Here is a 25,957-nt window from a genome sequence, read left to right as displayed (position 1 = left end):
GTGGAGGATTAAGCTGTTTCATTAAACAGTTCACGGCCAATCAACATACGGCGAATTTCAGAAGTTCCCGCGCCAATTTCATAGAGTTTTGCATCACGCCATAGACGGCCTGCAGAAAATTCATTGATATAACCATTTCCACCTAAGGTCTGAATGGTTTCACCTGCCATCCATGTGGCTTTTTCAGCAGCATATAAAATTGCACTGGCTGCATCTTTACGTAGGCTACGGCTATGGTCAGCCTTGTCGCACTCAGCACCCACGGCATAGACCAACGCTTTACATGCCAACCAAGTTGAATACATATCGGTAATTTTGCCTTGCATCAACTGGAACTCACCGAGCGCTTGGCCGAATTGTTTACGGTCATGAATATATGGAATCACGGTGTCCATGCAGGCATCCATAATGCCTAAAGGACCTGCGCTTAAAACCGCACGTTCGTAGTCCAAACCACTCATAAGTACTTTCGTGCCGTTTCCTACACCGCCCATTACGTTTTCTTTTGGCACCTTTACATTGTCAAAGAACAGAGGGTAAGTGTTCGAACCACGCATACCCAACTTGTCTAAATGTGTGCCATGACTAAAACCTTCCATGCCTTTTTCTACAAGGAAGGCTGTCATGCCTTTAGCGCCTGCATGCAGATCAGTTTTGGCATACACCACAAGCACATCAGCATCACCACCATTGGTGATCCACATTTTTGAACCATTTAACAGGAAGTGATCGCCACAATCTTCAGCTTTGAGTTTCATGCTGACTACGTCTGAGCCTGCGTTTGGTTCAGACATGGCAAGTGCACCGACGTATTCACCTGAAATTAGTTTAGGTAAATAGCGCTGCTTTTGTTCCTCGCTGCCATTTCGGTTAATTTGATTCACACATAGGTTAGAATGTGCACCATAAGAAAGACCTATCGAAGCTGAAGCACGTGAGATTTCTTGCATGGCAATGATATGCGCTAAATAACCCAGTCCTGTACCGCCATATTCTTCACTGACGGTCAGACCGAGTAAGCCCATATCGCCAAATTTTTTCCACAACTGAGCTGGAAATTCGTTGTTCTGATCGACTTGTTGCGCAATAGGAGTAATTTCCTTGGCACAAAAAGCCGCAACGGAATCACGCAGTGCAATGAGTGTTTCATCTAAACCAAAATTTAAGCTTTGTAGGGTCATTTCTTCATTCGTCCTATGAGTGTATTTATTGTTCCTGATAAAGCATTTTTGTTGTGCTTGATTTTTACAATACATCGAATTTTTAAAAAAAGTGAACTAAAATTCACAAATTGATTTGCAATTCATTTTATCTGGTTGAGAATAGAATTATGAGTTATAAAAGATCATCGTTGATGCAAAAACGAATGGAACAAAATCGGGAAGCGATTTTGCAATCCGCTCGTGAACTTATTGCTCAAGGGGGGATTAAAGACGCGCAAATTCAAGCAATTGCTGAACGCGCGGGTGTTTCGAGTGGTTTGGTGTATCGATACTTCGATAACAAAAGCCAAGTGTTAATTGAGGTTTTGTCTGAGGCCATTCAGCATGAGGTGAAAATTTTAAATCACATTGCTGAAAGTGAGCTCTCGTCAAAACAGAAATTGGACAAGGCGGTAACCACGTTTGTGAAACGTGCCATGAATAGCCCCCAACTAGCGTATTCACTCATGTTTGAACCAGTCGATGCTGAGTTAGAACATGAACGTTTTCGCAGTAAACAGCTAATTAAACAGAGCATCAAAGAAATACTGGCCGCAGGGAAAATTAACGGTGAGTTTGGATTTGAAGATTTAAATACCGCAGCACTTTGTGTGGTCGGCGCCATGACTTTTGTGGTGATTGAGCCTTTAAATCCGTCTCGAAATGTGATGTTTGATCAAAACTATAAAGACTACTTTGTGAAACAAATTGCCGAATTTTGTGTCAATGCAGTTCAGGTTCAGGAGGAAAAATAGTAGCAGGTGTGAACACAAAGGCTTGGTGCTTGAAGGGAAGTAGTCATAGAACAATTAAAGTTCAATAACAAGATGATAATGAATCAAGGAGATCGATTTGATGACACAAGAACGGTTAAGTTATGCCTATGGAACGAGCAGTCAGCCCCTATTAGGCATGACGATTGGTGAGAAATTTGATCAGGCTTGTCAGCAGTATGCGGAACAAGATGCTGTTGTCAGCCTGCATCAAAATGTCAGACTCACGTATAAGGAATTGCAAACTCAGGTCAATGCGTTTGCCTGTAGTTTACTAAAACTGGGCTTGAAGAAAGGCGATCGACTTGCGATTTGGTCACCGAACTGTGTGGAATGGACGATCACCCAGTTTGCTGCGTTTAAAGCGGGCATCATTTTAGTCAACTTGAACCCTGCCTATAAAAGTAATGAGCTCGAATATGTGATGAATAAAGTCTCTTGTAAGGGCTTGGTCATTGCATCGCAATTTAAAAGCACGAATTATCAAGATATTCTAATGAAAATTGCCCCTGAAATTAAAGGTGCTGAAAATAAAGTGTTAAAGGCAGAACGACTGCCACATTTAAAATATATTATTAAAATTGATGAAGAAGAGCATACGGGTTTGCATCGTTTTAGTGATTTGCTCACTCCCCCCAGCAAGAGACAGCTCAATCAATTAGAGCTCGTTGCAAGCGAATCGCAGTTTGATGAAACCATCAATATCCAGTTTACTTCGGGCACCACAGGTAACCCGAAAGGCACAATGCTGACACATAATAATATTCTCAATAATGGTTATTTTGTTGGTGAAGCCATTCACTTAAGTCCTAACGATCGAGTTTGTATTTCTGTACCGCTCTTTCACTGTTTCGGTATGGTGATGGGTAATTTGGCCTGTATTACGCATGGTTCAACCATGGTCTATCCATCGGCGGTGTTCAATCCTTTAGAAACGTTAAAAGCCATTCAGCAAGAAAAATGTACGGCCGCATATGGTGTACCGACCATGTTCATTGCCATTTTAGAGCATGAACAGTTTGATAATTTTGATCTTTCTAGTTTACGTACAGGCATTATGGCGGGTAGTCCGTGCCCACGTGAAATTATGCAACGTGTTATTGATCGGATGCATATGTCTGAAATTACCATTTGCTATGGTATGACTGAAACGGCACCTGTCAGTGCACAAAGTTCAACCTCCGATTCAGTTGAACAACGGGTCGGAACTGTGGGGCGTGTCCATCCACACCTTGAAATTAAAATTGTAGATGAGCAAGGCAAAGTTGTGCCGCGCGGTCAGTTGGGTGAACTATGTGTTCGTGGCTATTCGGTAATGTTGGGTTATTGGGAAGACCATGAAAAATCAGGAGAAGTGATTGATTCAGCACGCTGGATGCATACGGGTGACATCGCAGAAATGGACGAAGCAGGCTTTGTGAAAATTAAAGGCCGAATTAAGGATGTGGTCATTCGTGGCGGAGAAAACTTATTCCCGAAAGAAATCGAAGACTTTTTATATACCCATCCTGATGTCAGTGATGTCCAAGTGATTGGTCTGCCAGATGCGCGTTATGGTGAAGAGTTGTGTGCATGTATTATTTTACATGAGCATCATGAAATTACTGAAGAGTCGATCCGTCAGTACTGTGCGGAACATATTTCACACAATAAAGTTCCACGTTATGTCCGGTTTTTTAATGAGTTCCCAATGACGGCTTCGGGCAAAGCGCAGAAGTTTAAATTGCAGGAATTTATGCATAATGAACTGGATTTGAAAGAAATCGCATAAGGTTGAAGACGGACTTTCCTTTGCTGGGTTAAAGCAAAAGGAATAGCATATGCACCTGAGAAATGATTGGACTCGCGCTGAAACACAAGCACTCTACCAACAGCCTTTTTTAGATTTGGTCTTTCAAGCACAGCAAATTCATCGTCAGTACTTTGAAGCGAATGCCATTCAAGTCAGTACTTTGCTGTCGATCAAAACAGGAAAATGCCCTGAAGACTGCAAATACTGTTCACAGTCTGCGCGCTATGACTCAAAGCTTGAAGCTGAAAAAAGAATTGCGGTTGAAAAGGTCATTAGCGAAGCACAGCAGGCGAAAGCCTCGGGTTCTACACGGTTTTGTATGGGCGCGGCATGGCGAAATCCACATGAGCGCGATATGCCTTATGTCTTGGATATGGTGCGTGAAGTTAAAGCTTTGGGTTTAGAAACCTGTATGACGTTAGGCATGCTGAATGCCTTTCAAGCCGAACGTTTAAAAGGTGCAGGACTCGATTATTACAACCATAACTTAGACACGTCGCGTGAGTACTATCCTAATGTGATTAGTACCCGTAGTTTTGATGACCGTTTGGATACCTTAAGTCATGTTCGAGAGGCAGGCTTAAAAGTGTGTAGTGGCGGGATTGTTGGCCTAGGTGAAGAGACCAAAGATCGAATTGGTTTATTGTTTGAATTGGCAACTTTACCGATACATCCTGAGTCTGTGCCGATCAACATGCTGGTTCCAATGAAAGGTACGCCTTTGGCAGAAGTTGACAAGTTAGATGTGACGGAGTGGATTCGAACTATTGCCGTAGCGCGCATTATTATGCCGAAAAGTTATATTCGTCTATCTGCGGGACGTGAATCGTTGTCCGATGCCGACCAAGCTTTGGCTTTTATGGCCGGTGCAAATTCACTGTTTTCGGGCGAAAAGTTACTCACCACACCAAATACAGCACAAGGCAAGGATCAACAACTCTTTCAAAAACTGGGTCTACATGCAGAAAAAGCCAAACCGCAACTTACTGAGTTAACGGTCGATGCTATGGCTGTGGCTTAAGTGCTAGAACATGCGGTGATGAAAGTGTAGATTTAGGGCGACGAATAAAAGTAGATGAGTGAACAATAAAATGGCGAAAGACTTTCAGAGTCAAACTGTAGTGGATGGTTATGATCAACATATTCGTAAGCTCATTCCAGGTTATGAGTTGGTTCATCTGCAAATTCAAGCCATTTTAAAAACACATCTACCAGAACATGCGCACGTATTGATTGTGGGATGTGGTACAGGTTATGAGCTTTCATATTTGTTGGCGCAGCATCCGACGTGGAGTTTTACCGCTGCCGACCCATCTTTGACCATGATTGAAAAAGCGCAGCAGTTATTGAGCGAGACCCATAGTGATTTAGCACGGGTTCACTTTGTGCATCGTGATACGACGACCTTACAGGAAAGTGCACAGTTTGATGCCGCTTTAGCCATATTGGTGGCGCATTTTATTCCACTTGAAGCAAAGCTATTCTTCTTTGCCGACATTTTACGCTGTCTTAAAACACAAGCTATTTTACTCAGCTATGACCTGATGCGTTCCAGTGATGACACTGAACTCAAGGTTTTACAAACCTTATGTCAGAGCAATGGTTTGACGGTGGTACAGAGTGAAAAAATGATTGAGCGCCTGCAACAAGATTTTTATTTGGTTTCGGCCAGCCAGATGCAAGAGCTTCTGACTAAAGTTGGATTTCATGAAGTACGAACTTATAGTCAACTCTTGAATTATTATGGTTTTTTTGCAAAAAAGTAAAAACCAATGGCAGTAAAAAGATACATTTTAAGGATAAGAATGAAGGAATACACATGGCGGCCTATTATCAACTTTTAAATCGTGAACAGCACAGTGATGGGAGCTGTACGGCGTCTTATCTTTCCAATATTCATGCACAAGGCGCATGGAACCCGCATGAACAGCACATGGCACCTGCAACAGGGGTTTTGTGTGCAGAGTTAGAGCAGTTTCAACCACGTGATGAGATGCGTATTGGACGCGTGAGTTTAGATATTTTTGGACTGATCGCTTTTGGTGAGTTTACGGTGCATACCCGTGTCATTCGTGCTGGAAAAACCATTGAACTGATCGAGGCGGAAATGCAGGCAAACGGGAAGACTTGTATTGTGGCCCGTGCTTGGAAAATGATGAAGCAAGATACCAGTGCAATTGAAGGGCTAGAAGATCAATCGATTGTACATCCTGAAACTTTGCCAGTATGGGATGGGATGAAATGTTGGCTGGGTGGTTATATCCAGAGTATTGAGACACGTGCGGCAGAAGGGCACCGTGCGGGTAAAGGCATTGTCTGGTTACATAATGATTTGGACATGGTGGAAGCTCAGGACACATCAAGTTTTGTGCGTTTATTGGGTATGGTGGATACAGCCAACGGTATTGTCCCACGTCAAAATCCAGCATCTGGATGGGGTTTTCCCAATTTAGATCTACAACTGCATTTATACCGTTTACCCCAAGGGAAATGGTTAGGTTTGGAAGCGACTCAGCAATATGGTGATGATGGTATTGGCTTAACCAGTGCGGTTTTGCACGATGAGCAAGGCCCATTTGGTCGTAGTGAACAGATTTTGACCCTGCGTAAGTTTTAGTTGGTCAGTGTCAATTTAATAAAAAAGGATGAATTGCTTCATCCTTTTTTTATTGGCATGCTGTAGGCACTTTAAAATAGTGAAATGAAGATGCGGATCAGTTTAATTGGAGCAGGGCGGGTGGCTCATCATTTGGCCAAAGCCCTGATGTCTCAGCATGAAATCGTCAATATTTATAGCCGAAGCTTCGACAAAGCTACAGATTTGGCACAAGTCGTACATGCAAAGGCGGTCAGTCATTTTAAGCAGTTAAATGCTGATGTTGATTTGGTGATTATTGCGGTAAGTGATCAGTCTATTCCGAGTGTAATTTCAGCCTTGACTGAATATATGCCGAATGTGTTGATTGTACATACTTCGGGGAGTACAGCGCTTTCAGTTTTGTCTACGAAACATGCACGTGCAGGAGTTTTTTATCCCTTACAGACCTTTAGCTTAGAACGTGAAATTGATTGGTCAAATACACCGTTGTTTGTAGAAGCCACTGAAAATACGGATCTTCAAAGACTACATACACTTGCAGAAAGCCTGAGTCAACGCGTGTATAGCTATAGCTCTGTGCAGCGTCTAAGTTTGCATTTAGCGGCCGTTTTTGCCTGTAATTTTAGTAATTATTGTTTTGACATGGCGAAACAAGTGGTGGATGCAGAGCAGGTCGATTTTAATCTGCTACAACCATTGATCTTAGAAACCGCACAGAAAGCTACACAGAATGACCCGAAGCAGATGCAAACTGGTCCTGCGATGCGTCAGGATCAGAATATTCTACAGATGCATCAACAGATGCTCGCGCAAGCTCAACGAGCGGATCTTGCTGACGTATATGCCTTAATGAGTCAGCAGATCAGTCAACGTCACAGTTGATATTTAAAATAATAAACGAAGAAGCGAGTCACAAAGAACAAGCAAAGCCACTGAAAACGTGGCTTTTTTTATGCCCTAAGATTCGGTACAGTGTTGCTTAAAATAAATACAAATAGAGGGTATATGCGTTCACATTCATTATTAGAACAAGTGCAGTGGAAAGATCTCGTTCATTTAGGTCGTACCGATGTGATCAGTGAGTTATTTATCTCTTTACCGTGGTTGATCGTCTCTTTCATTTTTGCAGGTTTACAGTGGTATGTCTTGGCGCTGTTTTGCTCGTTTATGTTTTTCTTAACAGGGCTTAGACAGGTGCATAACGCTTTTCATTTTGCCTTAGGTATTAGCCGTCCTGCGACTCATTGGGTCATGTTTGTTTTGAGCATCGTCATGCTCGGTTCGATGCATGCTGTACAAATTAATCACCTCCGCCACCATCAGCACTTTATGCAGGACGAAGATATTGAAGCAAAAAGTGCAACCATGAAGTGGTGGCAAGCTTTGCTTTTTGGCCCAGTTTTTCCATGGATATTACATAAAAAAGCCTTTGAGGTTGGGACTAAAACCCAGAAAAAATGGATGTCTGCTGAGCTGGTTGCCAACGTCATTGTCTTGTTTTTGGTTTTTATGGTCTTGGATATCAGTATTTTAAAATACCATGTCAGTGCCATGTTGATTGGGCAATGTATGACGGCATTTTTTGCGGTGTGGACGGTACATCATGATACGGAAGATCATGTCTATATGGCGCGTACTGTGCGTAATGAGTTTAAACGGATCGTGACCTACAACATGTTTTATCATGTGGAGCATCATTTGTTTCCCGCAGTGCCGACACGGGTGGTGTTTCAAAAAGTATGCTGAAAAAAACAATATGGCTTTTGATAAAATAGAGGTATGAAAATAACGCTACAAATCAAATGTCCTACCTGTCTAAGTAACAATATAAAGAGAAATGGCATCAAAGTAGATGGGAAACAAAACCATCAATGCAAAGATTGCAAACGTCAGTTTATTGGTGATCATGCATTAAGCTATCAAGGATGTAACTCAGGTATTACCGGCAAGATATTACATTTAATGGTCAGAGGAAGCGGTGTAAGAGATATTGCTGAAGTCGAGCGTATCAGCATTGGCAAGGTATTACGAACCTTAAGTGAATCGATCTATCAGATTCAGCCTAAACAAAGCCACTACGAATGTCTTGAAGTCGATGAACTTTGGACTTTTGTAGGGAATAAGAAAAATAAACAATGGCTTATTTATGCCTACCATCGAGAATCTGGAGAAATTGTTGCTTATGTTTGGGGTAAGCGGGATTTAGCAACGGTTCAACGTCTTAAAGCTAGACTTAAAAAGCTTGGGGTTCAATATGCTCGAATTGCGAGTGATCATTGGGATAGTTTTATTACAGCATTTCAATGTTGCAAGCAAGTGATCGGTAAGTTTTTTACCGTCGGTATTGAAGGTAACAATTGTAGAATTCGTCATCGAATCAGGCGTGGATTTAGGAGAAGTTGCAACTTTTCTAAAAAGCTCGAAAATCATTTTAAAGCCTTTGATTTGACTTTCTTTTACCTTAATAACGGATTTGTTTAACGCCAGCATACTTTTTGAAACACCACCCCGACACGACGTTTACATATTTTGGCAAAACGTTTGGATGAACATGATCCAACGGTTGAAATTCGGCATGTGTTTTAAAACATCGGCCATAAAAATAGGGCTCTTGGCCCTATTTTTATGAGATCTAAAATTTATTTAATTTTCTTAAATAAGAAGTCGTTGATCTTATGACCTTCTTCGAGTCCACGACGTTCAAATTTAGTTTGTGGACGCCAGTCTGGACGTGGGTAGCTGTTGCCTTTTCCTGCCATATTTTCAAGATTTGGACGGTTATCGAGTACATCAATCATCCATTCTGCATATGGTTCCCAGTCTGTCGCTGCGTGGAATGTGCCACCCATTTCTAACTTTTGCTCAACCAGTGGCATACGGTCATGGGATACGAAGCGACGTTTGAAGTGACGTTTTTTCTGCCATGGGTCTGGGAAGTACAGTTGCACAGCGTTGATGCTGTTATCTGGCATTTCACGTAATACTTGAATGGCATCTGCATCTAAAAGACGAAGATTGGTTAAACCTGCAATTCCAGCTTCATACACACATTGCGCAATCCCCGGAACATGCACTTCAATCCCGACATAGTTACGTTCAGGGTTGGCCTGTGCCATCAAGACCAATGAACGTCCCATACCAAAGCCGATTTCAACCGTGAGCGGACGTTCTGGATGTTCAAACTGCTGGCGTAGGTCACCTACAGGATATTCCAAAATCATGTGACCATATTGTTCAAGCGCAGTACGTTGCGAGGTGTTCAGCGGAGATGAACGACGCATAAATGTCACAATTTCGCGGTGTTCATTTAAGTTGTCTAGCTCGACGACTTGCTGGTCTAATTGATCATTCGTCATAATTTTGGCAGATGTAGAAATTCGAAAGCGGTATTGTAAGTCCTGAGCAGGACAAGTCAAATTTTTTACTCAGAATTTATCAAATTCAGCACCATCGAGTTTGCGCAGCCTAGAAACTGTCATCATTTATTAATCATGATGTAACGAATAAAAATTAACCTGCCATCTGATTTAACCAATTGATAAAAAATGATGAAAAATTTTAAGCCACAGATATTAAGCCTGAGCCTGATTTTGGCGGGTTGTTCGTTCCCTGCGTATGCACAACTATTATTGAGTCAGTATGTAGATGGAACTTCAAATAAGAAAGGATTAGAAATTTATAATCCAGATCCGACGACGGTCAATTTGGCAGAATATCAGATCAAGCAATACGCAAATGGCAGTACCAGTGCAAATTTGACGGTGAATTTGACAGGGCAATTGGCAGCAAAGGGGTATCATCTGGTCGGGCATTCTGCTTTAAAAGAAGCTCTAGGCGATGCGGTGCAACAGCAGGCGAACTTAGCTTTCAATGGTGACGACACTTTGGTGCTTTATCATAATGGCATTGCGATTGACCGCTTTGGTACAGTGGGCGAAAGACCAAGCACTGGATGGGGTAGTGTTGCAAAGGGAAATAGCTTTAAACGCACTTTATTAAGCAATAATGTTTCTAGTAGGAGGATAGACGTTACCGCACCGTTTGATTTGGCATCGGCATGGGAAAAATGGTCAGATCGAAACGCATTTTCCAGTTACCTTGCTGGAAATACGGCACCACCCCTAACCACTGTGAGCTGTAGTACGACAGCCACCCCAATTGCGACATTGCAAAGTGCAGCGCAAGATGCGGAATATGTGGTGAAAGGCGTAATCACGGCTGATTATCGTTATAACAATGGTTTCTCAGGTTTCTTTATCCAAACCCCAGATGCTCAAGCCCAAGCCAATACCAGCAACGCGGTGTTTGTCTATGTTCCTTCTTCAAGTAGCGTGACAGGTGGGCAAGTGGGGCAGGAAGTCATTTTCAAAGGCAAATTGAAAACCTATCAAAACCAATTACAGCTTCAAGATTTAAGCAGTGATATTAATGTCTGTAATACTTCGGCAAGTGATTGGGTTAAACCAATGGCGATCAATTTGCCCTTTGATAATTTGACTGAAGTGTCAGGCCACGCACCAAAACGTTATCAGGGCATGTTGGTCAATATTCCTCAAACCTTAACGGTCAGTGAAAACTATGATTATGGGCGTTATGGTCAGTTGGCTTTAAGCCCCGCGCGCTTATATATCCCAACCAATTTATATCCTGCCAACTCAACCGAAGCCAAAGCGCTTGCACAACAGAATTTACGTTCGAAACTTATTTTGGATGATGGTTACAACAATCAGAACAGAACACCGTGGTTGCCAACTTCCTTTAGTGCTAAAAACACCTTACGTACAGGCGCGAAGCTGCAAAATGTACAAGGCATTTTAGAATACCGCTATAACCAATGGCAAATTCAACCTGTGCTTGGTGCAACAGCGCCGCAAGTCTTAGACACGACAAACCCACGTGCAAGCGTTCCAGCAAAGGCTACACAGCAAGTTCGTGTTGCAGCATTTAACGTACTGAATTATGACAATGGTTTGGCACAAGGTTTTCCAACGGAACGTGGTGCAAGTTCAGAAGCTGAGTTTAAAAAGCAGCATCAGAAGATCGTCAGTGCATTAAAAGCGATTGATGCGGATGTTTATGGTCTGATGGAAATTGCCAACAATGGTTATGGCGAGCGTAGCGCAGTTGCTTATTTAGCCCAAGCTTTGGGGAGTGACTGGAAATATGTAACGCCTCCGAATGCTGATAAACTTGGAACTGATGCGATTGCTGTTGCTATTATTTATAATGCCAAGCGTGTAAAGCCAATCAATGTTGCGGCGGTCTTTGATGACCAGAGTCAGAAAAATCGAGTCACGATGGCGCAGACCTTTCAAGCCTTATCAGGCGGGAAGACTTTTACAGTTATTCCCAACCATTTGAAGTCTAAAGGTAGCTGTCCAGATGATAAAACTTCGATAGAGGCAGATCAGGGCGACGGTCAAGGTTGTTGGAATCCAACCCGCGTTAAAGCGGTGCAAGCGTTAATGCAGTGGATCGCGAAGAATCCAACACAGGTGAGTAAACCGAATGTCTTACTGTTGGGTGATCTGAACAGTTATGCCAAAGAAGATCCAATTCTGGCGCTTGAACAAGCCAACTATAAAGTCTTGTTGAATGATGAAAAAATTGGTCAGGGGAAAGCAGCTTATAGCTATGTTTTCGGCGTAGCCAGTAATGCTCAAGGTTATGGTGGTGCAGGAAATCTAGATCATGCGATTGCCGATGCAGCACTTTATCCTTTGGTGAAAAAAGCATTTGCATGGCATATCAATGCAGATGAACCGACGGCACTAGACTATAACGAAGAATATAAAACTGAGGAGCAAATTGCTGCATTTTATGCAGACGATGCTTACCGCTCTTCTGACCATGACCCTGTGATTGTGGATTTAGACTTAAACGATGCAGTGGTTAACGATGATGATAAAACCAGTGCAGGAAGTACAGGGCTGTGGTCTGCATTAGGGTTAATTGGTTTGGCCTTGTATAGCAGCCTAAGACGCCGCAAGAATCAGTCTTAATTTGCTTTATGGATAATAATAAAAGGGCGTCATCGCCCTTTTATTTTGTTTATGGTTTCAACTTTATGAGCTGATACGGTCAATGAGGGTGCTGCTGGCTTCATTTAAGCCTAACACCTCGACCACTACACCGTGGGCTTCAAACTTTTCAACTACCGCATTTAACATTTGGACTGAAGTCATATCCCAAATATGAGCATGGCTGAGTTCAATTTCAACCTTCTGAATATGTTCGTTAAAGTCAAAAAACTGAAAGAATTTCTCTGAACTGCTAAAGAAAATTTGACCGCTTACCAGATAGCGACGGGTATGGTTATGCAGTTCAGACTGAACATGAACCGCACTTTCCAGTTTGTTGATGAAAAATAATGCGGACAGCAAAACTCCGACAAAGACACCCAAAGCAAGATTATGTGTGGCTAAGACAATGATCACCACACTCAACATCACTACATTACTTTGTAGCGGATGTTTAGAGAAGTTTTTAACCGAGTTCCATTGAAAGGTTGTAAATGCCACCATGATCATAATGGCAACCAAAGCTGCCATTGGAATATAAGACAGCCAGTCTTTAAAAAACACCACCAAACACAGTAAAAACACACCTGCCACTAAGGTTGAAAGTCGAGTACGCGCCCCAGAACTGACATTAATCACAGACTGTCCAATCATGGCACAGCCTGCCATACCGCCCATAAAACCGCTCACAATATTGGCCATGCCTTGTCCACGACATTCTTGATGACGGTCACCTTCCGTGCCTGTGACTTCATTTACCACCGTGGTGGTCATCATTGTTTCAAGCAAACCGACGGTCGCTAATGTGATGGCGTAAGGGAAGACAATTTGCAGCGTTTCAAGGGTTAGTGGAATATCAGGCAGTAGAAAAATAGGTAAAGTATCGGGGAAATGACCTAAGTCACTGACCATACGCATATCTGTGTCTAAAAACAGCGCCAAAGCGGTCAGGACGAGAATACAAATAAGCGGTGAGGGAATGGTTTTACCCACTTTAGGCAGATAAGGAAATAGATAAATCACCGCGAGGCCAAGTGCGACAAATGCATAACCCCAGTGATTCATTTGGCTGAGCTCTGGAAGCTGTGCCATGAAGATTAAAATTGCCAGCGCATTTAAAAAACCATACACCACCGACTGCGACACAAAACGCATCAGTTTGGCAACTTTAAAATAACCCGCAATGATTTGAATGGCCCCAGTGAGAATGGTTGCCGCCAGTAAATACTGTAGGCCATGCTCTTTGACTAGCGTGATCATGAGTAGTGCCATCGCGCCAGTTGCTGCTGAAATCATGGCTGGACGACCACCAAAAAAAGCAATGCTCACTGCGATACAAAAGGAGGCATACAGTCCGACTTGAGGGTCTACACCTGCAATTGCTGAAAAAGCAATAGATTCGGGAATCAGTGCAAGTCCTACCACTAAACCTGCTAAAACATCGGTACGAATGTTAGAAAACCATTCATCTTTTTTAAGGCTAATCACAGATCAAATTCATTTTAGGGACAAGGGAGCTATGTTAAAACAACTCTGTTGCAAATTGCAGTGTTGTTGTACTTGAAAAAAAATGTGAATTAGACAATATTCAATAGGCGAACGAATGATTTTTCGTTTACGCTTTTTTGCAATTTACAGGTTTTGATCACTTGAAAGTTTGTTAGAAGCCATTTAAAACAGAGAATAGAGTTATAACAAGGATCAGATATGAAGCTTTATTATGCACCGGGTGCGTGCTCACTTGCGGCGCACATTATCCTCAATGAAATTAATGTTGACTTTGATTTAGTCCGAGTAGATTTAAAAACACATAAAACAGAAAAAGGTGCTGATTATTACGAAATTAATCCAAAAGGATATGTACCCGCTTTAGAAATTAATCCAGGTTTGATTCTGACTGAAAATGTAGCCATTTTACCATTTTTAGCACAACATGATCCAAAACAAGATCTTATTCCGCCATCAGGCTTAGGGCGTGCCAAAGTTTTAGAATGGCTAGGTTATTTAAACTCTGAATTGCACGATGCTTATGCCGTTTTCTTCGGTGCGCCATTAGATGCTGTTGCCAAAGAAAAAGCCTATGCAGAGATTGATCGTTTACTTAGTTATATCGACAAACAAATTGGTGAGTCGGATCATGACTATTTGGTCGATGATAATTTTGGCCCTGCGGATGCGTATTTATTTGTCCTCACCAATTGGTCAAATGGCATCGAACATGATTTATCACCGTATAAAAATATTATCTTTATCCGTAATAAAGTGGCTGAACGTCAGTCAGTACAAATTGCAATGCGAGATGAAGGTCTAATTCCTTAATTTTGATGCATTGCAGAAGCGCCGAAAGGCGCTTTTTTTCATACTTTAAAGTTTATTGTTGATATTTAGTCAATAATATTTTGCAGATTCACTACTTTTTGGCGCTGAACAGACTCTCTATAGTGCCTACATAGATTTTGGCTTTTAGGCTTTTCCCATGAAAAATATTTTATTAATTAACGGCGCAAAAACCTTTGCACATTCGAATGGCCAGTTAAACGATACCTTGACTGAACTTGCACAAGAGGTGTTGTTAGACTTAGGACATCAGGTTCAAGTGACACGCGCCGACAGCGAATATGATGCAAAAGCTGAAGTGGAAAAATTCCTGTGGGCTGACACCGTGATTTACCAAATGCCGGGTTGGTGGATGGGTGCGCCGTGGACTGTGAAAAAGTATATCGATGATGTCTTTACCGAAGGGCACGGTAGTCTGTATGCCAATGATGGTCGCTCACGTTCGGATGCTTCAAAAAAGTATGGTTCAGGCGGTCTGATTCACGATAAAAACTATATGCTGTCGTTGACGTGGAATGCGCCGATGGATGCATTTAACGACGCTGAACAATTTTTCCATGGGGTTGGGGTCGACGGGGTTTATTTACCTTTTCACAAAGCCAATCAATTTTTAGGGATGCAAACCTTACCGACGTTTATTGTCAATGATGTGATTAAAGCACCTGAAGTTGAAGCCTATATGGCACAGTACCGTAAGCATTTGACGCAAGTTTTTGCTTAATTGGGAGATGTGAGTATGTTAACTGTCATTGCTGAAATTATTTGTCATTCAGAGCAAGATTTTAAAACGGTTCTTGATTCATTCAACAACATCCGTGAGCAAGTATTACAAGAGCCCGGTTGCCATCTCTATGATGTGCATATCGACCATCCTGCTGTTGAGAGTGCATTACAAACCAAAGTACCGTTTTCAATCATGATGTATGAAAAATGGGAAAGCATGCAGCATTTAGAAACACATATGCACAGTATCAATATGTAGCAACATGCTCAAGCAACTGAAGGTGCAGTTGCTCATGTACAAATTCGTATTTTAGAAGCGCAATAAGTGATGCATATGAGTTTGACAGCGCTTTTCTTCGCTCTGTTTATTTAAACTCCAGTGGCTCATTGAACTGAACCTGTTCGAGTTTCAATGCGTAGCGCTGTTTGAGTGTTGTCCATTGAACTTTGACAGGTTGTGTTGTTTCAGCAAACTCATTTTCACCTGTCGTACTTTTTACTTTACCTGTCATAAAGTTGATACTTCGCGCCGTGATGTCGCCTGATGCACGGTGGAAATCATCGACATCATAACCAATCAGTTTAAATGCACGGTCTTGGTATCGGAAGGTATACGTGTGATTGGTCACATACCACGAACCACAGCTTAACCAGTAGTGCAGATGAACCTTGAGCACACCTTTTTGAATGCTTAACGCTTCAGTCTCACCGAGTGGATCAGCGAGGCAAGGGGACTCTATATCGCCTTCTGTCGGCAAAGTTCTATTAGTTGCCGCAAGTTGATAACCATGTGTTTGCTTCAATAAAACCAACAGCTTTCGTTCATTGATATTGAGGACATCACTCCCTAAGCCATCATTTTTAACAATATGTTCAGGATTGGTGTCTTCAATAATCAGGGCAATATCCGCTTGACCATCTTGGTTTAAATCACCTTGGACTTTTTCTAAAATCTTCCAGTTTTTTGGCACAAAAGATTGGTAGCTTGTTTTGAGAGTCGGTTTTTCCTCTACTTTGGCCCAAGCATTGCTTGTGAGTGTGATGAAAAATAGGGTGTTGAGTATGAGTGTTGGTCTGATCCATTTTTGCATGGGCATCGTTTCCTCTCATTTTTATATGGTTATAGATATTTGAAGATGGATATTATTGAGTGTATCAAAGCGTGTGGCGGAATATCTCTACAAGCTAAGTCAGCATAAAATACTGACTTTATATTGAAATAAATGAAAAAGAACTCCGAAGAATCCTTTTTGATTGCATAACACAGATCAAGAGATTATTTAAAGAAATAACCTGTTTCTGGTGAGCTTGCATTCGCCATACGTTTGCGAGGCATACGACCTGCGAGGAACGCTTCTCGACCCGCTTCAACTGCTTTTTTCATTGCAGAAGCCATTAAAATTGGATGTTGAGCGGCAGCAATCGCGGTATTCATCAACACGCCATCACAGCCGAGTTCCATGGCAATGGCTGCATCGCTTGCCGTCCCCACACCTGCATCTACCAATACTGGCACTTTGGCATTTTCTTTAATAATAGAAATCGTGTGTGGATTCAAAATTCCTAAACCAGAGCCAATCAAACTGCCTAAAGGCATGATGGCAACGCAGCCCATGCTTTCAAGTTCTTGTGCCACAATTGGGTCATCCGAGGTATAGACCATGATTTCAAAACCATCGTCAATCAAGGTACGTGCCGCTTTCAATGTTTCGGTAATGTTTGGATATAGCGTTTTTTCATCGCCTAATACTTCAAGCTTCACCAAGTTATGACCGTCTAATAATTCACGCGCCAACATACAGGTACGCACGGCACTATTGGCATCAAAGCAGCCTGCTGTATTCGGGAGAATGGTGTATTTTTCAGGTGGGACCACGGACAATAAGTTTGGTTGGTCGGGGTGTTGACCAATATTGACGCGACGAATCGCAACCGTCACGATTTCTGCGCCACTGGCTTGGATGGCCAAATCGGTTTCTTGCAGGTCTTTATATTTACCTGTGCCCACCAGTAGACGAGATTGAAATGATCTAGAACCAATGATGAGAGGGCTGTCTTGCATGTGAACTCCGTATTAACCGCCACCGACGGCATGAATAATTTCAATTCGATCCATTGCACAAATTGGGGTGTGTTCCAATTTACTTTTACTAATAATATTTTCATTTTGCTCAACAGCAAAACGTTTGCCTTCAAGTGCAAAGGTTTGCACCAGTTCAAGCAGGTTTTTACATTCGGTGTGCTGTAGTTCGCCGTTTAAATAAATCTGCATCGTGCTCATCCCTAGTTGTTTACTTGGCATATTTCATGGCATTCCATGCCAGAACCAACCAACCTGCAATCATCAATGCCCCACCAATCGGGGTAATCGCACCTAGGCCACGCGGTAAGCCCAATGCCATAACATAGAGGGAACCACAGAAAAAGAAGATGCCGACTTGAATTAGTAAAAAGCTGGTTTTGATGGGAAGTTGCGGGATGACTTTGGCCAAAATACCAAGCGCCAGTAAACCAAGCGCATGATAAAAAAAGTAATCAGTTGCAGTTTGCCACCAGGCCAATTGGGCTTCAGTAGCACGTGCTTTGAGACCATGTGCACCAAAGGCACCTAATATAACGGCAAACGCTAAATTCAGCGCTGAAATCGCAATCCACATATGCAATGCTTTACTTATATCACTGTGCGCAACAAAGTAGCATATTTTGAAGAAAGGTTAAAAGACAAAAAGCCTCATTTATTAGTAAAAAGAAAAGGGCATTTCGCCCTTTTCTGTATTGGTATCATCTTAGTTTGATGACATCGCCACTTTAATTTTTTCCATGGCATTTTTTTCAAGCTGACGAATACGTTCGGCCGAAACATTATATTCAGCAGCCAGTTCGTGCAGCGTCGATTTTTCATCATCTAACCAACGGCGCTGTAAAATATTACGCGAACGGTCATCAAGCTGTTCCATGGCATCATGCAAAGCATTGGTGCTCTGTTCTTCGTAATCTTCTTCTTCAGCCAAACGCGCTGGGTCGTAGCGGTTATCTTCAAGATAAAGCGCAGGTGCAACATGGGTTGAACCTTCATCGTCATCATCGCCTTGAGCTTCAAACGCTGCATCATAAGCAGTTAAACGACCTTCCATTTCTAACACCTGTTCAGGTGTCACATTGAGATCATTTGCAATCGATTGAGCTTCTTTTAGAGTGAGCTTTTTAGACGATTTTTTTAGACTACGTAAATTAAAGAACAGTTTACGCTGTGCCTTAGTCGTCGCAATTTTGACAATACGCCAGTTACGAATCACATATTCGTGAATTTCTGCTTTAATCCAGTGCACAGCAAAAGAGACCAAGCGTACGCCCATGTTTGGGTCGAAGCGTTTAACGGCTTTCATTAAGCCCAAGTTACCTTCTTGAATGAGGTCGCCTTGAGGTAAGCCGTAGCCTGCATAACTGCGGGCAATATGAACCACAAAACGTAGATGCGACATGACTAAAAGTTTAGCGGCATCGAGGTCTTGGTCATAATAGTAGCGTTCAGCTAACTCTTTTTCTTGTTCCGCTGTCAAAATCGGGATTTGGTTGACAGTACTAATATAAGCGCCCAAGTTTACACCTGGTGCCGATAATGACAGGGGCATCAATTGATTGCTGCTGTCACTCATGTGTTCTCCTTAGGGATTTCATTTTTACCCAACAATTGAATTTATCTTAATCCAATCTTCCACTGAATAATGGAAAATTGGGTATAGAAATGTAAACTTTTATGCAAATGTGAATAGACTTAGTGTAATTGAAAAGAATTAAGATTCAATGAAGTAGTGAAATTCATGTCCATTAATTTGTTTCAAAACACAAGTTAAATGATGGATTTCGCAATAACGCGTGATATCGATCTGACTGTGCGGATCAGACGATTTTAATAGAAAATGCTGCGCCGGACTCTTTTTAAGTGCGCGTTTAAGCAACAACAGAGGCATAGGACATGGTTGCCCTATTGCATCAATAATGTTGGTATTTTGTTCGATATCACTCATATAGCTTAGTAAGGCTTCACAACATTTAGGTGGGTAGAAATAGTAGCAAATTCAGTGCCAAAACCCAAATATTTCATGCTTTATAGGCCTATAGTCGCTATATCTAAAATTACAAATAACTAGTTAAAAAATATGCTGAATTAAAAAGACGATTAATCAAAAAAAAGGGTATGAATTGTTTTTAACCCATGTTAAGCTCGTCGCGTACTGGGATTTAACACAACCATAAATTGTTTTAAATCCTATTTTACAAATGGATGTAACCGGGATTTTGTTAATAGTTATACAGAATGATTACAAGCTTAGAAATAATAAATATTTTTAAACCTTGTTTGGTCTGCTGTTTGCAACACCGGGTGGTCCTTCTTTTAGATACAATGAGGATTAACTTATGACAGCTCGTGAACAAGGCGTAGTTAAATGGTTCAACGACACTAAAGGCTTCGGCTTTATCCAACGCAATGGCGGCGACGATGTATTCGTTCACTTCCGTGCAATCCAAGGCGACGGCCACCGTTCACTACGTGACGGCCAACGCGTTGAATTCAGCGTTGTAAAAGGTCAAAAAGGCTTCCAAGCTGAAGAAGTACAACCTTTAGACTAATTGTCTGAACGTACTTTAAAACGCCCCAATGTAAATTGGGGCGTTTTTGTTTATACTACAGATCAATTTTCGTGATTTTTCGTCAGAGCGCACTTATATGTCATCAGGTTTTGAAACCTTAAATTTACATCCTCAACTTAAACGAGCTATTGATGCTTTAGGTTTTAAGGATATGACGCCTATTCAGCAAAAGGTTTTAAAATTCACTTTGGCGGGACACGATGCAATTGGTCGTGCGCAAACAGGGACTGGTAAAACAGCGGCATTTTTGGTGAGCGTCATTAACGACTTGCTGAATAACCCAATTCAAGAGCAGCGCTACCGTGGTGAACCTCGTGCCTTGATTTTAGCACCGACTCGAGAGCTTGCACTGCAAATCGAAAGCGATGCGAAAGAACTCACAAAATTCTCAGATTTACATGTCGTGACGCTTTTAGGCGGCGTTGACTTTGATAAACAAAAAGCACAACTCGATAAAAAACCTGTCGATATTATGGTGGCGACGCCAGGTCGTCTGATTGACTTTGTTGAGCAAAAAGAAGTTTGGCTCGACCAGATTGAGTTTTTGGTGATTGATGAAGCCGATCGCTTATTGGATATGGGCTTTATTCCTTCAGTCAAACGTATTGTTCGTTTCTCACCGCGTAAGGAACAACGTCAGACTCTGATGTTCTCTGCAACGTTTAGTTACGATGTTTTAAACCTTGCGCAGCAGTGGTTGTTTGAACCTGTAACTGTTGAAATTGAGCCAGAGAAGAAGACCAATGCAGACGTTGAACAACGTGTCTACATGGTCGCAAAGTCTGATAAATATAAATTGCTACAAGACATTCTGCGTGATGAGCCCATTGAAAAAGTGATGATTTTCGCAAATCGTCGCGATCAAGTGCGTAAGCTCTATGACAACTTAAAGCGTGATGGCTATAAAGTCGTGATGTTATCAGGTGAAATTGCACAAGACAAACGTTTGAAAATGTTAGATCAATTTAAAAATGGTCAACATAACATCATGATTGCAACAGATGTTGCGGGGCGTGGTATCCATGTAGATGGTGTATCGCATGTTGTGAATTTTACGTTACCTGAACAGTCGGATGACTACGTACACCGTATTGGTCGTACAGGCCGTGCAGGTACAAGTGGTGTAAGTATTAGTTTTTTATCTGAAGATGATGCGTTCTATCTACCCGAAATTGAAAAAGCCATTGGGCAAAAACTACCGTTGACACGTTTAGAAGGCTATTGCTAATCGTTTGACGTGATTGGTGTAAAAAAAACCGCTCAGATGAGCGGTTTTTTTATGGCATCTTTATTTTGCTTTACACGAAAAAGTCAGGATTGTTTGATAGTCACTGTCTTGGTTAATGCCTGAGTTTGTGCCCGAAATAGAACCCAGTACAGATGCGGCTGCTTGGATCATTTTTCCAGTTTCGTCACTCACTACGCCTTTTAAAGCACCTTGATATTCGGTTTTTTCATCACTCACAATCGCCGTTGCTTTAGAGCCACACGTTTTAGCTGCTGCTTCAATGGCGTTGTTTTTTGCAATCAATGCAGTTTTACCAATACCCGTAACTTCGTATTGATTGTCAGCTTTTTGGATCGCCAAAGAGTTGCTTGGTGTCGATGCACAAGCGCTTAGAAGTAGTGTTAGTGCTGCTGCTCCAGCAATAGCGATATTCTTTTTCATTTCATACCCCAGTCATGTTTTATTAAATCATTGTTTATTGGAACATAGCTTGTAGGATGAATCATGTAAGAAATGTATGAAAAATGCAGTCTTATCGAACAGTTTAAAAAGTGCTCGGAATTTTAAAATTAGTTTTGCCGAAACTGAGTATTTCATACTGAAGCGCTAGAGCAAACTTTTCAGAGTGTGCTACTCTAAAACGTATTGTTTAATTTGAAAGATTAAGAGCCTAATGACGGAACTCGCGGTAGATATCGTTCACCAGAATATGCATCAACGTCAATCGATTGGCCATTTGGTCGAGCCTGCTCCCAATGCAGAACAATTAGAGCGGGCATTTCAAGCCGCATTGACTGCGCCAGATCATCATCGTTTAAAACCGACACGTTTTATCGTAATTTCTGAAGATCAACGTGAGGCATTTGGTGAGTTATTGTCACAAGCCTTGGCTGATTTGGGTGAGACTGAGTCAGCACAGTTAGAGCGTGTTAAAAATCATCCTTTTCGTGCCCCATTACTGGTTTTGGCATTGACTAAATTTCAATCGCATCCGAAAGTCCCTAATTTTGAGCAGACTTTAAGTAGTGGAGCTGCTATTCAGAATTTTATTTTGTCCCTACAAGCTCAAGGTTTTTCGAGTATGTGGCGTAGTGGGGCAGTGGTGGAATCGGTGCATTTCAAACAGGCTTTAGGCCTCAGCGCAGATGATTTGATCTCAGGTATTTTATATATTGGTACGGCAGTTAAAGCGATTCCGCCACGTGCCGAAATTCAAACCCAAGATTATGTAAGTTATTGGAATCAATAGTTCCATTTTAGGATATAAAAATAATGTCAGAGTTAAAGTTTTCCGATTTGGTTGAACCTGTAGCAGTAGATCAAAAAACGGCACTACGTATTACCGTTTTGGGTGGAGGTAGTTTTGGGACTGCGATGGCGAATACCGCGGTTCGCAATGGCTGCGATACCATGATTTGGATTCGTGATAAAGCGGTTGCGGCTGATATCAATGCGACACATGTGAATAAACGCTATTTGCCCGATTTTAAACTTGAAGATGGTTTACGTGCAGTTTCAAATATAGAAGAGGCGGTTCGTGATCGCGACATTATTTTGGTGGCGATTCCGAGCCATTCTTTCCGTGATGTCCTTAAACAAATTAAACCGTTTATTACTTCGCAAGCAGTGGTGTCTTTGACCAAGGGTATTGAAGCGAATACTTTTAGTTTTATGAGTGACATTATTCGCTCAGAGCTACCAGAAGTGCCTTATGGCGTGTTATCTGGGCCCAACTTGGCCAAGGAAATTGTGGCAGGACAACCAGCTGGGACGGTCATTGCAAGCCAGTCTGACTTAGTGCGTTATGCGGTACAACAAGCTTTGCATAGTGCCTTGTTCCGTGTTTTCGCCAGTGATGATGTGCATGGTGTAGAACTCGGCGGTGCGCTTAAAAACATTTATGCGGTTGCGATGGGAATGGCTGCTGCATACAAAGTCGGTGAAAATACCAAGAGTATGATTTTGACCCGTGCTTTGGCGGAAATGAGTCGTTTTGCTGTGAAGTTAGGCGCAAATCCACTGACCTTCTTAGGTTTGTCTGGTGTTGGTGATTTATTTGCAACGTGTAGCAGCCCACTGAGTCGCAACTATCAAGTCGGTTTTGCATTGGGTCAAGGTAAGAGCTTGGAACAGGCAACCACTGAATTGGGGCAAACAGCAGAAGGCATTAACACGATTGTGCAAGTCAAAGCACGTTCCGAAGAGTTGGATGTGTATATGCCGATTACCAGTGCGTTATACAGTGTTATTTTTGAAAATGCGCCACCAATGACAATTGCATTATCCTTAATGAAAAATGGACACCGCAGTGATGTGGAGTTTGTTTTGCCGCATCATGAGGTTTAAAGTCACTTAAAAAACGAAATAAAATGAGCGTTTAAGTGGGTAGAATGACTGAATTGTCATAAAAATTAATTAAAATAATCAGGATTTGAATAAGGATTTTTTATGCAACTGACTTTGGTACGTCATGGCGAAGCTGCACCACCAATCATGGGGAATGACACTAAACGCCCACTCACCGAACGTGGGCATGCACAGGCAGAGCAAACTGCTGACTTTTTAAAGTCACGCATCCAGCCTGATGTCTTTGTGGTTAGCCCATTGCTGCGTGCGCAGGAAACATTGGCACACATCAAACAGCACTTTGCGGATGTGCCTGTTGTAATTTGCAATACTATTAAGCCCGATGATGATGCAAAAGCGGCTGTGGAATGGTTATCACATTTGCCGTATGAGTCTATTGTGGTGGTGTGCCATATGAATGTGGTGGCGCATATGGCCTCGATTTTGGTGACAGAATCTTTCAATCCTTATGCTTTGGCTGAAGCGCGGATTTATGAGCAAGCAGTTATCGCGGAAGGCTTGTCGACACAAACAAAAGCATTTATACCTAGCATATAAAAACCAATTAAAACGGCAGAATATAATACATGTTGCAAATTTGGATGCCCGAAGCCGATGGAACATGGCACTGGTCTATAGGGGAAAGATGGCAATCTGCCCATACACTTGAGCAATTGATCCAAGATATACAAGCGCATCATGGTGAGGAAGCAACTGTTTTCTTTCCAAGCCGTGATGTGCAAATTATTCAGCAAAATATGCCTAAGGCCCAATACAAGCAGTTGGGGGCTGAAGGTGTGAAGTATTTGCTGGAAGAATATACATTGAGCTCAATCGAACAGATGAAAGTATTACATCACTTTCAAGCGCCTGAGCAACTCACTGTTTTGGGTATTTCAAAGCATCGTTTAGAGACTTTGCAGCATGCCTTGAGTTTGATTCCTGTGAAGCTAGTCAGTCTATTGCCTGATTTTCTGATTTTGCCTGTACCTGACGCAGAGCAGGTAATCTTGGGTTGTATTGAAGAGCGACTCTTATTTCGCTCTAATACTTGGTTGGGCGGATCAATTGATGATCTTGCTGTATTTTTAGATTACCAAGCAGCCAATCAAAAATATAAAATTTGTAACTTTAGTGCTTCGCACATGCATAGCTTAAACGCCAGTGTGACGCAGGAGCAGCTTGAGTCTTTCCATTATGAATGGGCGGCATTGCCAAGAGCAAAACAACATCCATGGAATCTTTTGCCGAAGGTGAGAGAGCAACATGTTTCAACGGGTTATTGGAAAGCCTGTGCAGCGGTATTGGCTGCGTTGATTGTGACGCAACTGACCTACGATGCGACGCGTTGGTATCAAAATAAAAAACTTGCAGAGCAAGTGGCTGTGCAAGCAGTCGATCAATTTAAATATTGGTTTGGTGCGAACTATCCTGTGACCGAGCAAACGCTGCGAAGCCAGTTTGAATATCAACTGAATATGAATAAACAAGCGAATGCTCAAGCTTTGTCTTTATTGAGTCGCGTTGGCCCTGTGCTCATGCAACAGCAAATTGTGGCTAATCAGGTGGTGTATGAAGCAAATAGCTTAAATATGCAACTTAAAGCCAACTCGGCAGAGGCTTTACAAACACTCACTCAGCAGCTTAATCAACAGGGTTTTCAGGTTGAATTAGGCAATATTCAGCCGACCACGGGTGGGGCAATTGGAATGGTGAAAATACAATAATGAAAGCCATGCAAAATTTACAAACAGTTGTAGATCAGCGTTTAGAGCTGATCAGTACTTATTTTGATCGTCTTACACCGCGCGACCGTGTATTAGCCATCTTCTTGCTCATTTTCGTATTGGTGAGCTCGATAGGGGCTGCACTTTGGTATACCCATGCTGCGGCAGAGAAACAGCAAAAACGCGTGAACCAGCTCAAAGAAACCATGATATGGATGCAGAGCAATGCAGTCACCATGAAATCGAGCTCAGATGGTCAACTAACCCCGATGGAACAGATCCAGCGTATTGCACAGCAGCAAGGTTTGTCGGTTGCTTCGCAGCAAAATGCTGAACAAATTCAGTTGGTAGTAAGCCATGCCAACTATGTAGTGTTAGCCAACTTTTTGACCCAACTAACGCAAAATGGTTTGAGTATTGAAAAAATGGAGTTGGTCTCAGACGCAGGGCAGATTAAATTATCGGCGAGCGTGAAATAATCGCTAAAAATAAAGCCAGACGAAGCATGGTGTTTTAGCGAGGCTATGCCTATAATATGGCGACTTAAAAAGCAGTAG

At 42.1% G+C, this 25,957-nt stretch carries 28 protein-coding genes and 1 pseudogene; 19 read left to right on the top strand and 10 right to left on the bottom strand.

The window, feature by feature from the left end; genetic code table 11:
* Positions 1 to 8 precede the first annotated feature (8 nt).
* Positions 9 to 1,181, bottom strand: a complete 1,173-nt coding sequence (locus HUK62_RS11915) for an isovaleryl-CoA dehydrogenase (protein WP_176537964.1) — start codon at positions 1,179 to 1,181, stop codon at positions 9 to 11.
* A 149-nt stretch (positions 1,182 to 1,330) separates the two neighbouring features.
* Here HUK62_RS11915 and HUK62_RS11910 point away from each other — a divergent pair, with 149 nt between their 5' ends.
* The 8 genes from HUK62_RS11910 (at position 1,331) to HUK62_RS11875 (ending at position 8,847) form a co-directional block, all read left to right on the top strand.
* Positions 1,331 to 1,957, top strand: a complete 627-nt coding sequence (locus tag HUK62_RS11910) for a TetR/AcrR family transcriptional regulator (protein ID WP_176537963.1) — start codon at positions 1,331 to 1,333, stop codon at positions 1,955 to 1,957.
* A gap of 100 nt (positions 1,958 to 2,057) precedes the next feature.
* A complete protein-coding gene (locus tag HUK62_RS11905) occupies positions 2,058 to 3,746 on the top strand; it encodes an AMP-binding protein (protein WP_176537962.1) in 1,689 nt (562 codons plus the stop codon).
* 49 nt (positions 3,747 to 3,795) lie between these two features.
* Complete coding sequence (gene bioB / locus HUK62_RS11900) at positions 3,796 to 4,788, top strand: biotin synthase BioB (protein ID WP_176537961.1); 993 nt, start codon at positions 3,796 to 3,798, stop codon at positions 4,786 to 4,788.
* 70 nt (positions 4,789 to 4,858) lie between these two features.
* The gene (locus HUK62_RS11895) at positions 4,859 to 5,533 is read left to right on the top strand and encodes a class I SAM-dependent methyltransferase (protein WP_176537960.1); all 675 of its coding nucleotides are present in this window, start codon (positions 4,859 to 4,861) and stop codon (positions 5,531 to 5,533) included.
* Positions 5,534 to 5,586: 53 nt separating this feature from the next.
* Complete coding sequence (locus HUK62_RS11890) at positions 5,587 to 6,384, top strand: thioesterase family protein (protein ID WP_176537959.1); 798 nt, start codon at positions 5,587 to 5,589, stop codon at positions 6,382 to 6,384.
* A 90-nt stretch (positions 6,385 to 6,474) separates the two neighbouring features.
* Positions 6,475 to 7,248 (top strand): Rossmann-like and DUF2520 domain-containing protein, encoded by a 774-nt coding sequence (locus HUK62_RS11885; RefSeq protein WP_176537958.1) that lies wholly within the window; start codon positions 6,475 to 6,477, stop codon positions 7,246 to 7,248.
* Between the two features lie 123 nt (positions 7,249 to 7,371).
* On the top strand, positions 7,372 to 8,112 hold the full coding sequence (locus HUK62_RS11880) for a fatty acid desaturase (protein WP_176537957.1): 741 nt from the start codon (positions 7,372 to 7,374) through the stop codon (positions 8,110 to 8,112).
* A 33-nt stretch (positions 8,113 to 8,145) separates the two neighbouring features.
* Entirely contained in the window at positions 8,146 to 8,847 is a 702-nt protein-coding gene (locus HUK62_RS11875) for an IS1 family transposase (protein ID WP_004282345.1), read from the top strand.
* Positions 8,848 to 9,005: 158 nt separating this feature from the next.
* On the opposite strand, the gene trmB is transcribed toward HUK62_RS11875, so the two are convergent.
* Positions 9,006 to 9,722 carry a tRNA (guanosine(46)-N7)-methyltransferase TrmB gene (trmB, locus tag HUK62_RS11870; protein WP_005400603.1) on the bottom strand — a complete coding sequence of 239 codons (717 nt, stop codon included), beginning with the start codon at positions 9,720 to 9,722 and terminating at the stop codon, positions 9,006 to 9,008.
* A 192-nt stretch (positions 9,723 to 9,914) separates the two neighbouring features.
* On the opposite strand from trmB, the gene HUK62_RS11865 reads away from it, so the two are divergent.
* Positions 9,915 to 12,368, top strand: coding sequence for an ExeM/NucH family extracellular endonuclease (locus HUK62_RS11865; RefSeq protein WP_176538487.1), 2,454 nt, complete (start codon positions 9,915 to 9,917; stop codon positions 12,366 to 12,368).
* Positions 12,369 to 12,431: 63 nt separating this feature from the next.
* Here HUK62_RS11865 and HUK62_RS11860 read toward each other — a convergent pair whose 3' ends face one another.
* The gene (locus HUK62_RS11860) at positions 12,432 to 13,874 is read right to left on the bottom strand and encodes a SulP family inorganic anion transporter (protein WP_176537956.1); all 1,443 of its coding nucleotides are present in this window, start codon (positions 13,872 to 13,874) and stop codon (positions 12,432 to 12,434) included.
* Positions 13,875 to 14,093: 219 nt separating this feature from the next.
* Here HUK62_RS11860 and HUK62_RS11855 point away from each other — a divergent pair, with 219 nt between their 5' ends.
* The 3 genes and pseudogenes from HUK62_RS11855 (at position 14,094) to HUK62_RS11845 (ending at position 15,771) form a co-directional block, all read left to right on the top strand.
* Positions 14,094 to 14,705 carry a glutathione binding-like protein gene (locus HUK62_RS11855; RefSeq protein ID WP_176537955.1) on the top strand — a complete coding sequence of 204 codons (612 nt, stop codon included), beginning with the start codon at positions 14,094 to 14,096 and terminating at the stop codon, positions 14,703 to 14,705.
* A 157-nt stretch (positions 14,706 to 14,862) separates the two neighbouring features.
* Positions 14,863 to 15,444: an NAD(P)H-dependent oxidoreductase gene (locus HUK62_RS11850; RefSeq protein ID WP_176537954.1), complete on the top strand. Its 582-nt coding sequence runs from the start codon at positions 14,863 to 14,865 to the stop codon at positions 15,442 to 15,444.
* Positions 15,445 to 15,459: 15 nt separating this feature from the next.
* A pseudogene (locus HUK62_RS11845) lies at positions 15,460 to 15,771 on the top strand (antibiotic biosynthesis monooxygenase).
* A gap of 40 nt (positions 15,772 to 15,811) precedes the next feature.
* On the opposite strand, the gene HUK62_RS11840 reads toward HUK62_RS11845, so the two are convergent.
* The 6 genes from HUK62_RS11840 to HUK62_RS11815 form a co-directional block, all read right to left on the bottom strand.
* A complete protein-coding gene (locus HUK62_RS11840; protein ID WP_176537953.1) occupies positions 15,812 to 16,537 on the bottom strand; it encodes a hypothetical protein in 726 nt (241 codons plus the stop codon).
* Positions 16,538 to 16,722: 185 nt separating this feature from the next.
* Entirely contained in the window at positions 16,723 to 17,508 is a 786-nt protein-coding gene (locus tag HUK62_RS11835) for a thiazole synthase (RefSeq protein ID WP_005400610.1), read from the bottom strand.
* 12 nt (positions 17,509 to 17,520) lie between these two features.
* Positions 17,521 to 17,718 (bottom strand): sulfur carrier protein ThiS, encoded by a 198-nt coding sequence (thiS, locus tag HUK62_RS11830; protein WP_004696245.1) that lies wholly within the window; start codon positions 17,716 to 17,718, stop codon positions 17,521 to 17,523.
* A 19-nt stretch (positions 17,719 to 17,737) separates the two neighbouring features.
* The gene (locus tag HUK62_RS11825; RefSeq protein WP_004982244.1) at positions 17,738 to 18,103 is read right to left on the bottom strand and encodes a DUF423 domain-containing protein; all 366 of its coding nucleotides are present in this window, start codon (positions 18,101 to 18,103) and stop codon (positions 17,738 to 17,740) included.
* 129 nt (positions 18,104 to 18,232) lie between these two features.
* Positions 18,233 to 19,102, bottom strand: coding sequence for an RNA polymerase sigma factor RpoH (rpoH, locus tag HUK62_RS11820; RefSeq protein WP_004982243.1), 870 nt, complete (start codon positions 19,100 to 19,102; stop codon positions 18,233 to 18,235).
* A 138-nt stretch (positions 19,103 to 19,240) separates the two neighbouring features.
* Positions 19,241 to 19,474 carry a sulfurtransferase TusA family protein gene (locus HUK62_RS11815; RefSeq protein WP_125280742.1) on the bottom strand — a complete coding sequence of 78 codons (234 nt, stop codon included), beginning with the start codon at positions 19,472 to 19,474 and terminating at the stop codon, positions 19,241 to 19,243.
* Between the two features lie 391 nt (positions 19,475 to 19,865).
* Between HUK62_RS11815 and HUK62_RS11810 the strand changes: the two genes are divergently transcribed.
* Both HUK62_RS11810 and rhlB read left to right on the top strand, forming a co-directional pair.
* The gene (locus HUK62_RS11810) at positions 19,866 to 20,078 is read left to right on the top strand and encodes a cold-shock protein (protein WP_004648643.1); all 213 of its coding nucleotides are present in this window, start codon (positions 19,866 to 19,868) and stop codon (positions 20,076 to 20,078) included.
* 97 nt (positions 20,079 to 20,175) lie between these two features.
* Complete coding sequence (gene rhlB, locus HUK62_RS11805) at positions 20,176 to 21,327, top strand: ATP-dependent RNA helicase RhlB (RefSeq protein ID WP_004982241.1); 1,152 nt, start codon at positions 20,176 to 20,178, stop codon at positions 21,325 to 21,327.
* 60 nt (positions 21,328 to 21,387) lie between these two features.
* Here rhlB and HUK62_RS11800 read toward each other — a convergent pair whose 3' ends face one another.
* The gene (locus HUK62_RS11800) at positions 21,388 to 21,768 is read right to left on the bottom strand and encodes a hypothetical protein (RefSeq protein ID WP_004982234.1); all 381 of its coding nucleotides are present in this window, start codon (positions 21,766 to 21,768) and stop codon (positions 21,388 to 21,390) included.
* Positions 21,769 to 22,000: 232 nt separating this feature from the next.
* Here HUK62_RS11800 and HUK62_RS11795 point away from each other — a divergent pair, with 232 nt between their 5' ends.
* From HUK62_RS11795 to gspM, 5 genes are all read left to right on the top strand, one after another.
* Positions 22,001 to 22,576 carry a nitroreductase gene (locus HUK62_RS11795; RefSeq protein ID WP_176537952.1) on the top strand — a complete coding sequence of 192 codons (576 nt, stop codon included), beginning with the start codon at positions 22,001 to 22,003 and terminating at the stop codon, positions 22,574 to 22,576.
* A 23-nt stretch (positions 22,577 to 22,599) separates the two neighbouring features.
* Positions 22,600 to 23,673, top strand: coding sequence for an NAD(P)H-dependent glycerol-3-phosphate dehydrogenase (locus HUK62_RS11790; RefSeq protein ID WP_176537951.1), 1,074 nt, complete (start codon positions 22,600 to 22,602; stop codon positions 23,671 to 23,673).
* A gap of 102 nt (positions 23,674 to 23,775) precedes the next feature.
* Complete coding sequence (locus tag HUK62_RS11785) at positions 23,776 to 24,231, top strand: phosphoglycerate mutase family protein (RefSeq protein WP_005400615.1); 456 nt, start codon at positions 23,776 to 23,778, stop codon at positions 24,229 to 24,231.
* Between the two features lie 29 nt (positions 24,232 to 24,260).
* On the top strand, positions 24,261 to 25,400 hold the full coding sequence (gspL, locus tag HUK62_RS11780; protein WP_176537950.1) for a type II secretion system protein GspL: 1,140 nt from the start codon (positions 24,261 to 24,263) through the stop codon (positions 25,398 to 25,400).
* On the top strand, positions 25,400 to 25,879 hold the full coding sequence (gspM, locus tag HUK62_RS11775) for a type II secretion system protein GspM (RefSeq protein WP_176537949.1): 480 nt from the start codon (positions 25,400 to 25,402) through the stop codon (positions 25,877 to 25,879). The genes gspL and gspM overlap by 1 nt, the downstream gene beginning before the upstream one ends.
* Positions 25,880 to 25,957 lie beyond the last annotated feature (78 nt).

Origin of the sequence: Acinetobacter sp. NEB 394, assembly GCF_013374795.1 — a bacterium.
Lineage (GTDB): Bacteria > Pseudomonadota > Gammaproteobacteria > Pseudomonadales > Moraxellaceae > Acinetobacter > Acinetobacter johnsonii.
This window is presented reverse-complemented; position numbering and strand designations above follow the sequence as displayed.

Bases quoted from the DNA above. Each gene is read 5' to 3' on its own strand.
- gspM (WP_176537949.1), top strand. From the start codon at position 25,400: ATGAAAGCCATGCAAAATTTACAAACAGTTGTAGATCAGCGTTTAGAG.
- HUK62_RS11785 (WP_005400615.1), top strand. From the start codon at position 23,776: ATGCAACTGACTTTGGTACGTCATGGCGAAGCTGCACCACCAATCATG.
- thiS (WP_004696245.1), bottom strand. From the start codon at position 17,718: ATGCAGATTTATTTAAACGGCGAACTACAGCACACCGAATGTAAAAAC.
- HUK62_RS11790 (WP_176537951.1), top strand. From the start codon at position 22,600: ATGTCAGAGTTAAAGTTTTCCGATTTGGTTGAACCTGTAGCAGTAGAT.
- HUK62_RS11875 (WP_004282345.1), top strand. From the start codon at position 8,146: ATGAAAATAACGCTACAAATCAAATGTCCTACCTGTCTAAGTAACAAT.
- HUK62_RS11895 (WP_176537960.1), top strand. From the start codon at position 4,859: ATGGCGAAAGACTTTCAGAGTCAAACTGTAGTGGATGGTTATGATCAA.
- HUK62_RS11835 (WP_005400610.1), bottom strand. From the start codon at position 17,508: ATGCAAGACAGCCCTCTCATCATTGGTTCTAGATCATTTCAATCTCGT.
- HUK62_RS11850 (WP_176537954.1), top strand. From the start codon at position 14,863: ATGAAAAATATTTTATTAATTAACGGCGCAAAAACCTTTGCACATTCG.
- HUK62_RS11800 (WP_004982234.1), bottom strand. From the start codon at position 21,768: ATGAAAAAGAATATCGCTATTGCTGGAGCAGCAGCACTAACACTACTT.
- rpoH (WP_004982243.1), bottom strand. From the start codon at position 19,102: ATGAGTGACAGCAGCAATCAATTGATGCCCCTGTCATTATCGGCACCA.
- trmB (WP_005400603.1), bottom strand. From the start codon at position 9,722: ATGACGAATGATCAATTAGACCAGCAAGTCGTCGAGCTAGACAACTTA.
- HUK62_RS11890 (WP_176537959.1), top strand. From the start codon at position 5,587: ATGGCGGCCTATTATCAACTTTTAAATCGTGAACAGCACAGTGATGGG.
- HUK62_RS11810 (WP_004648643.1), top strand. From the start codon at position 19,866: ATGACAGCTCGTGAACAAGGCGTAGTTAAATGGTTCAACGACACTAAA.
- HUK62_RS11855 (WP_176537955.1), top strand. From the start codon at position 14,094: ATGAAGCTTTATTATGCACCGGGTGCGTGCTCACTTGCGGCGCACATT.
- rhlB (WP_004982241.1), top strand. From the start codon at position 20,176: ATGTCATCAGGTTTTGAAACCTTAAATTTACATCCTCAACTTAAACGA.
- HUK62_RS11840 (WP_176537953.1), bottom strand. From the start codon at position 16,537: ATGCAAAAATGGATCAGACCAACACTCATACTCAACACCCTATTTTTC.
- HUK62_RS11865 (WP_176538487.1), top strand. From the start codon at position 9,915: ATGAAAAATTTTAAGCCACAGATATTAAGCCTGAGCCTGATTTTGGCG.
- HUK62_RS11825 (WP_004982244.1), bottom strand. From the start codon at position 18,103: ATGTGGATTGCGATTTCAGCGCTGAATTTAGCGTTTGCCGTTATATTA.
- HUK62_RS11915 (WP_176537964.1), bottom strand. From the start codon at position 1,181: ATGACCCTACAAAGCTTAAATTTTGGTTTAGATGAAACACTCATTGCA.
- bioB (WP_176537961.1), top strand. From the start codon at position 3,796: ATGCACCTGAGAAATGATTGGACTCGCGCTGAAACACAAGCACTCTAC.
- HUK62_RS11885 (WP_176537958.1), top strand. From the start codon at position 6,475: ATGCGGATCAGTTTAATTGGAGCAGGGCGGGTGGCTCATCATTTGGCC.
- HUK62_RS11905 (WP_176537962.1), top strand. From the start codon at position 2,058: ATGACACAAGAACGGTTAAGTTATGCCTATGGAACGAGCAGTCAGCCC.
- gspL (WP_176537950.1), top strand. From the start codon at position 24,261: ATGTTGCAAATTTGGATGCCCGAAGCCGATGGAACATGGCACTGGTCT.
- HUK62_RS11880 (WP_176537957.1), top strand. From the start codon at position 7,372: ATGCGTTCACATTCATTATTAGAACAAGTGCAGTGGAAAGATCTCGTT.
- HUK62_RS11795 (WP_176537952.1), top strand. From the start codon at position 22,001: ATGACGGAACTCGCGGTAGATATCGTTCACCAGAATATGCATCAACGT.
- HUK62_RS11815 (WP_125280742.1), bottom strand. From the start codon at position 19,474: ATGAGTGATATCGAACAAAATACCAACATTATTGATGCAATAGGGCAA.
- HUK62_RS11910 (WP_176537963.1), top strand. From the start codon at position 1,331: ATGAGTTATAAAAGATCATCGTTGATGCAAAAACGAATGGAACAAAAT.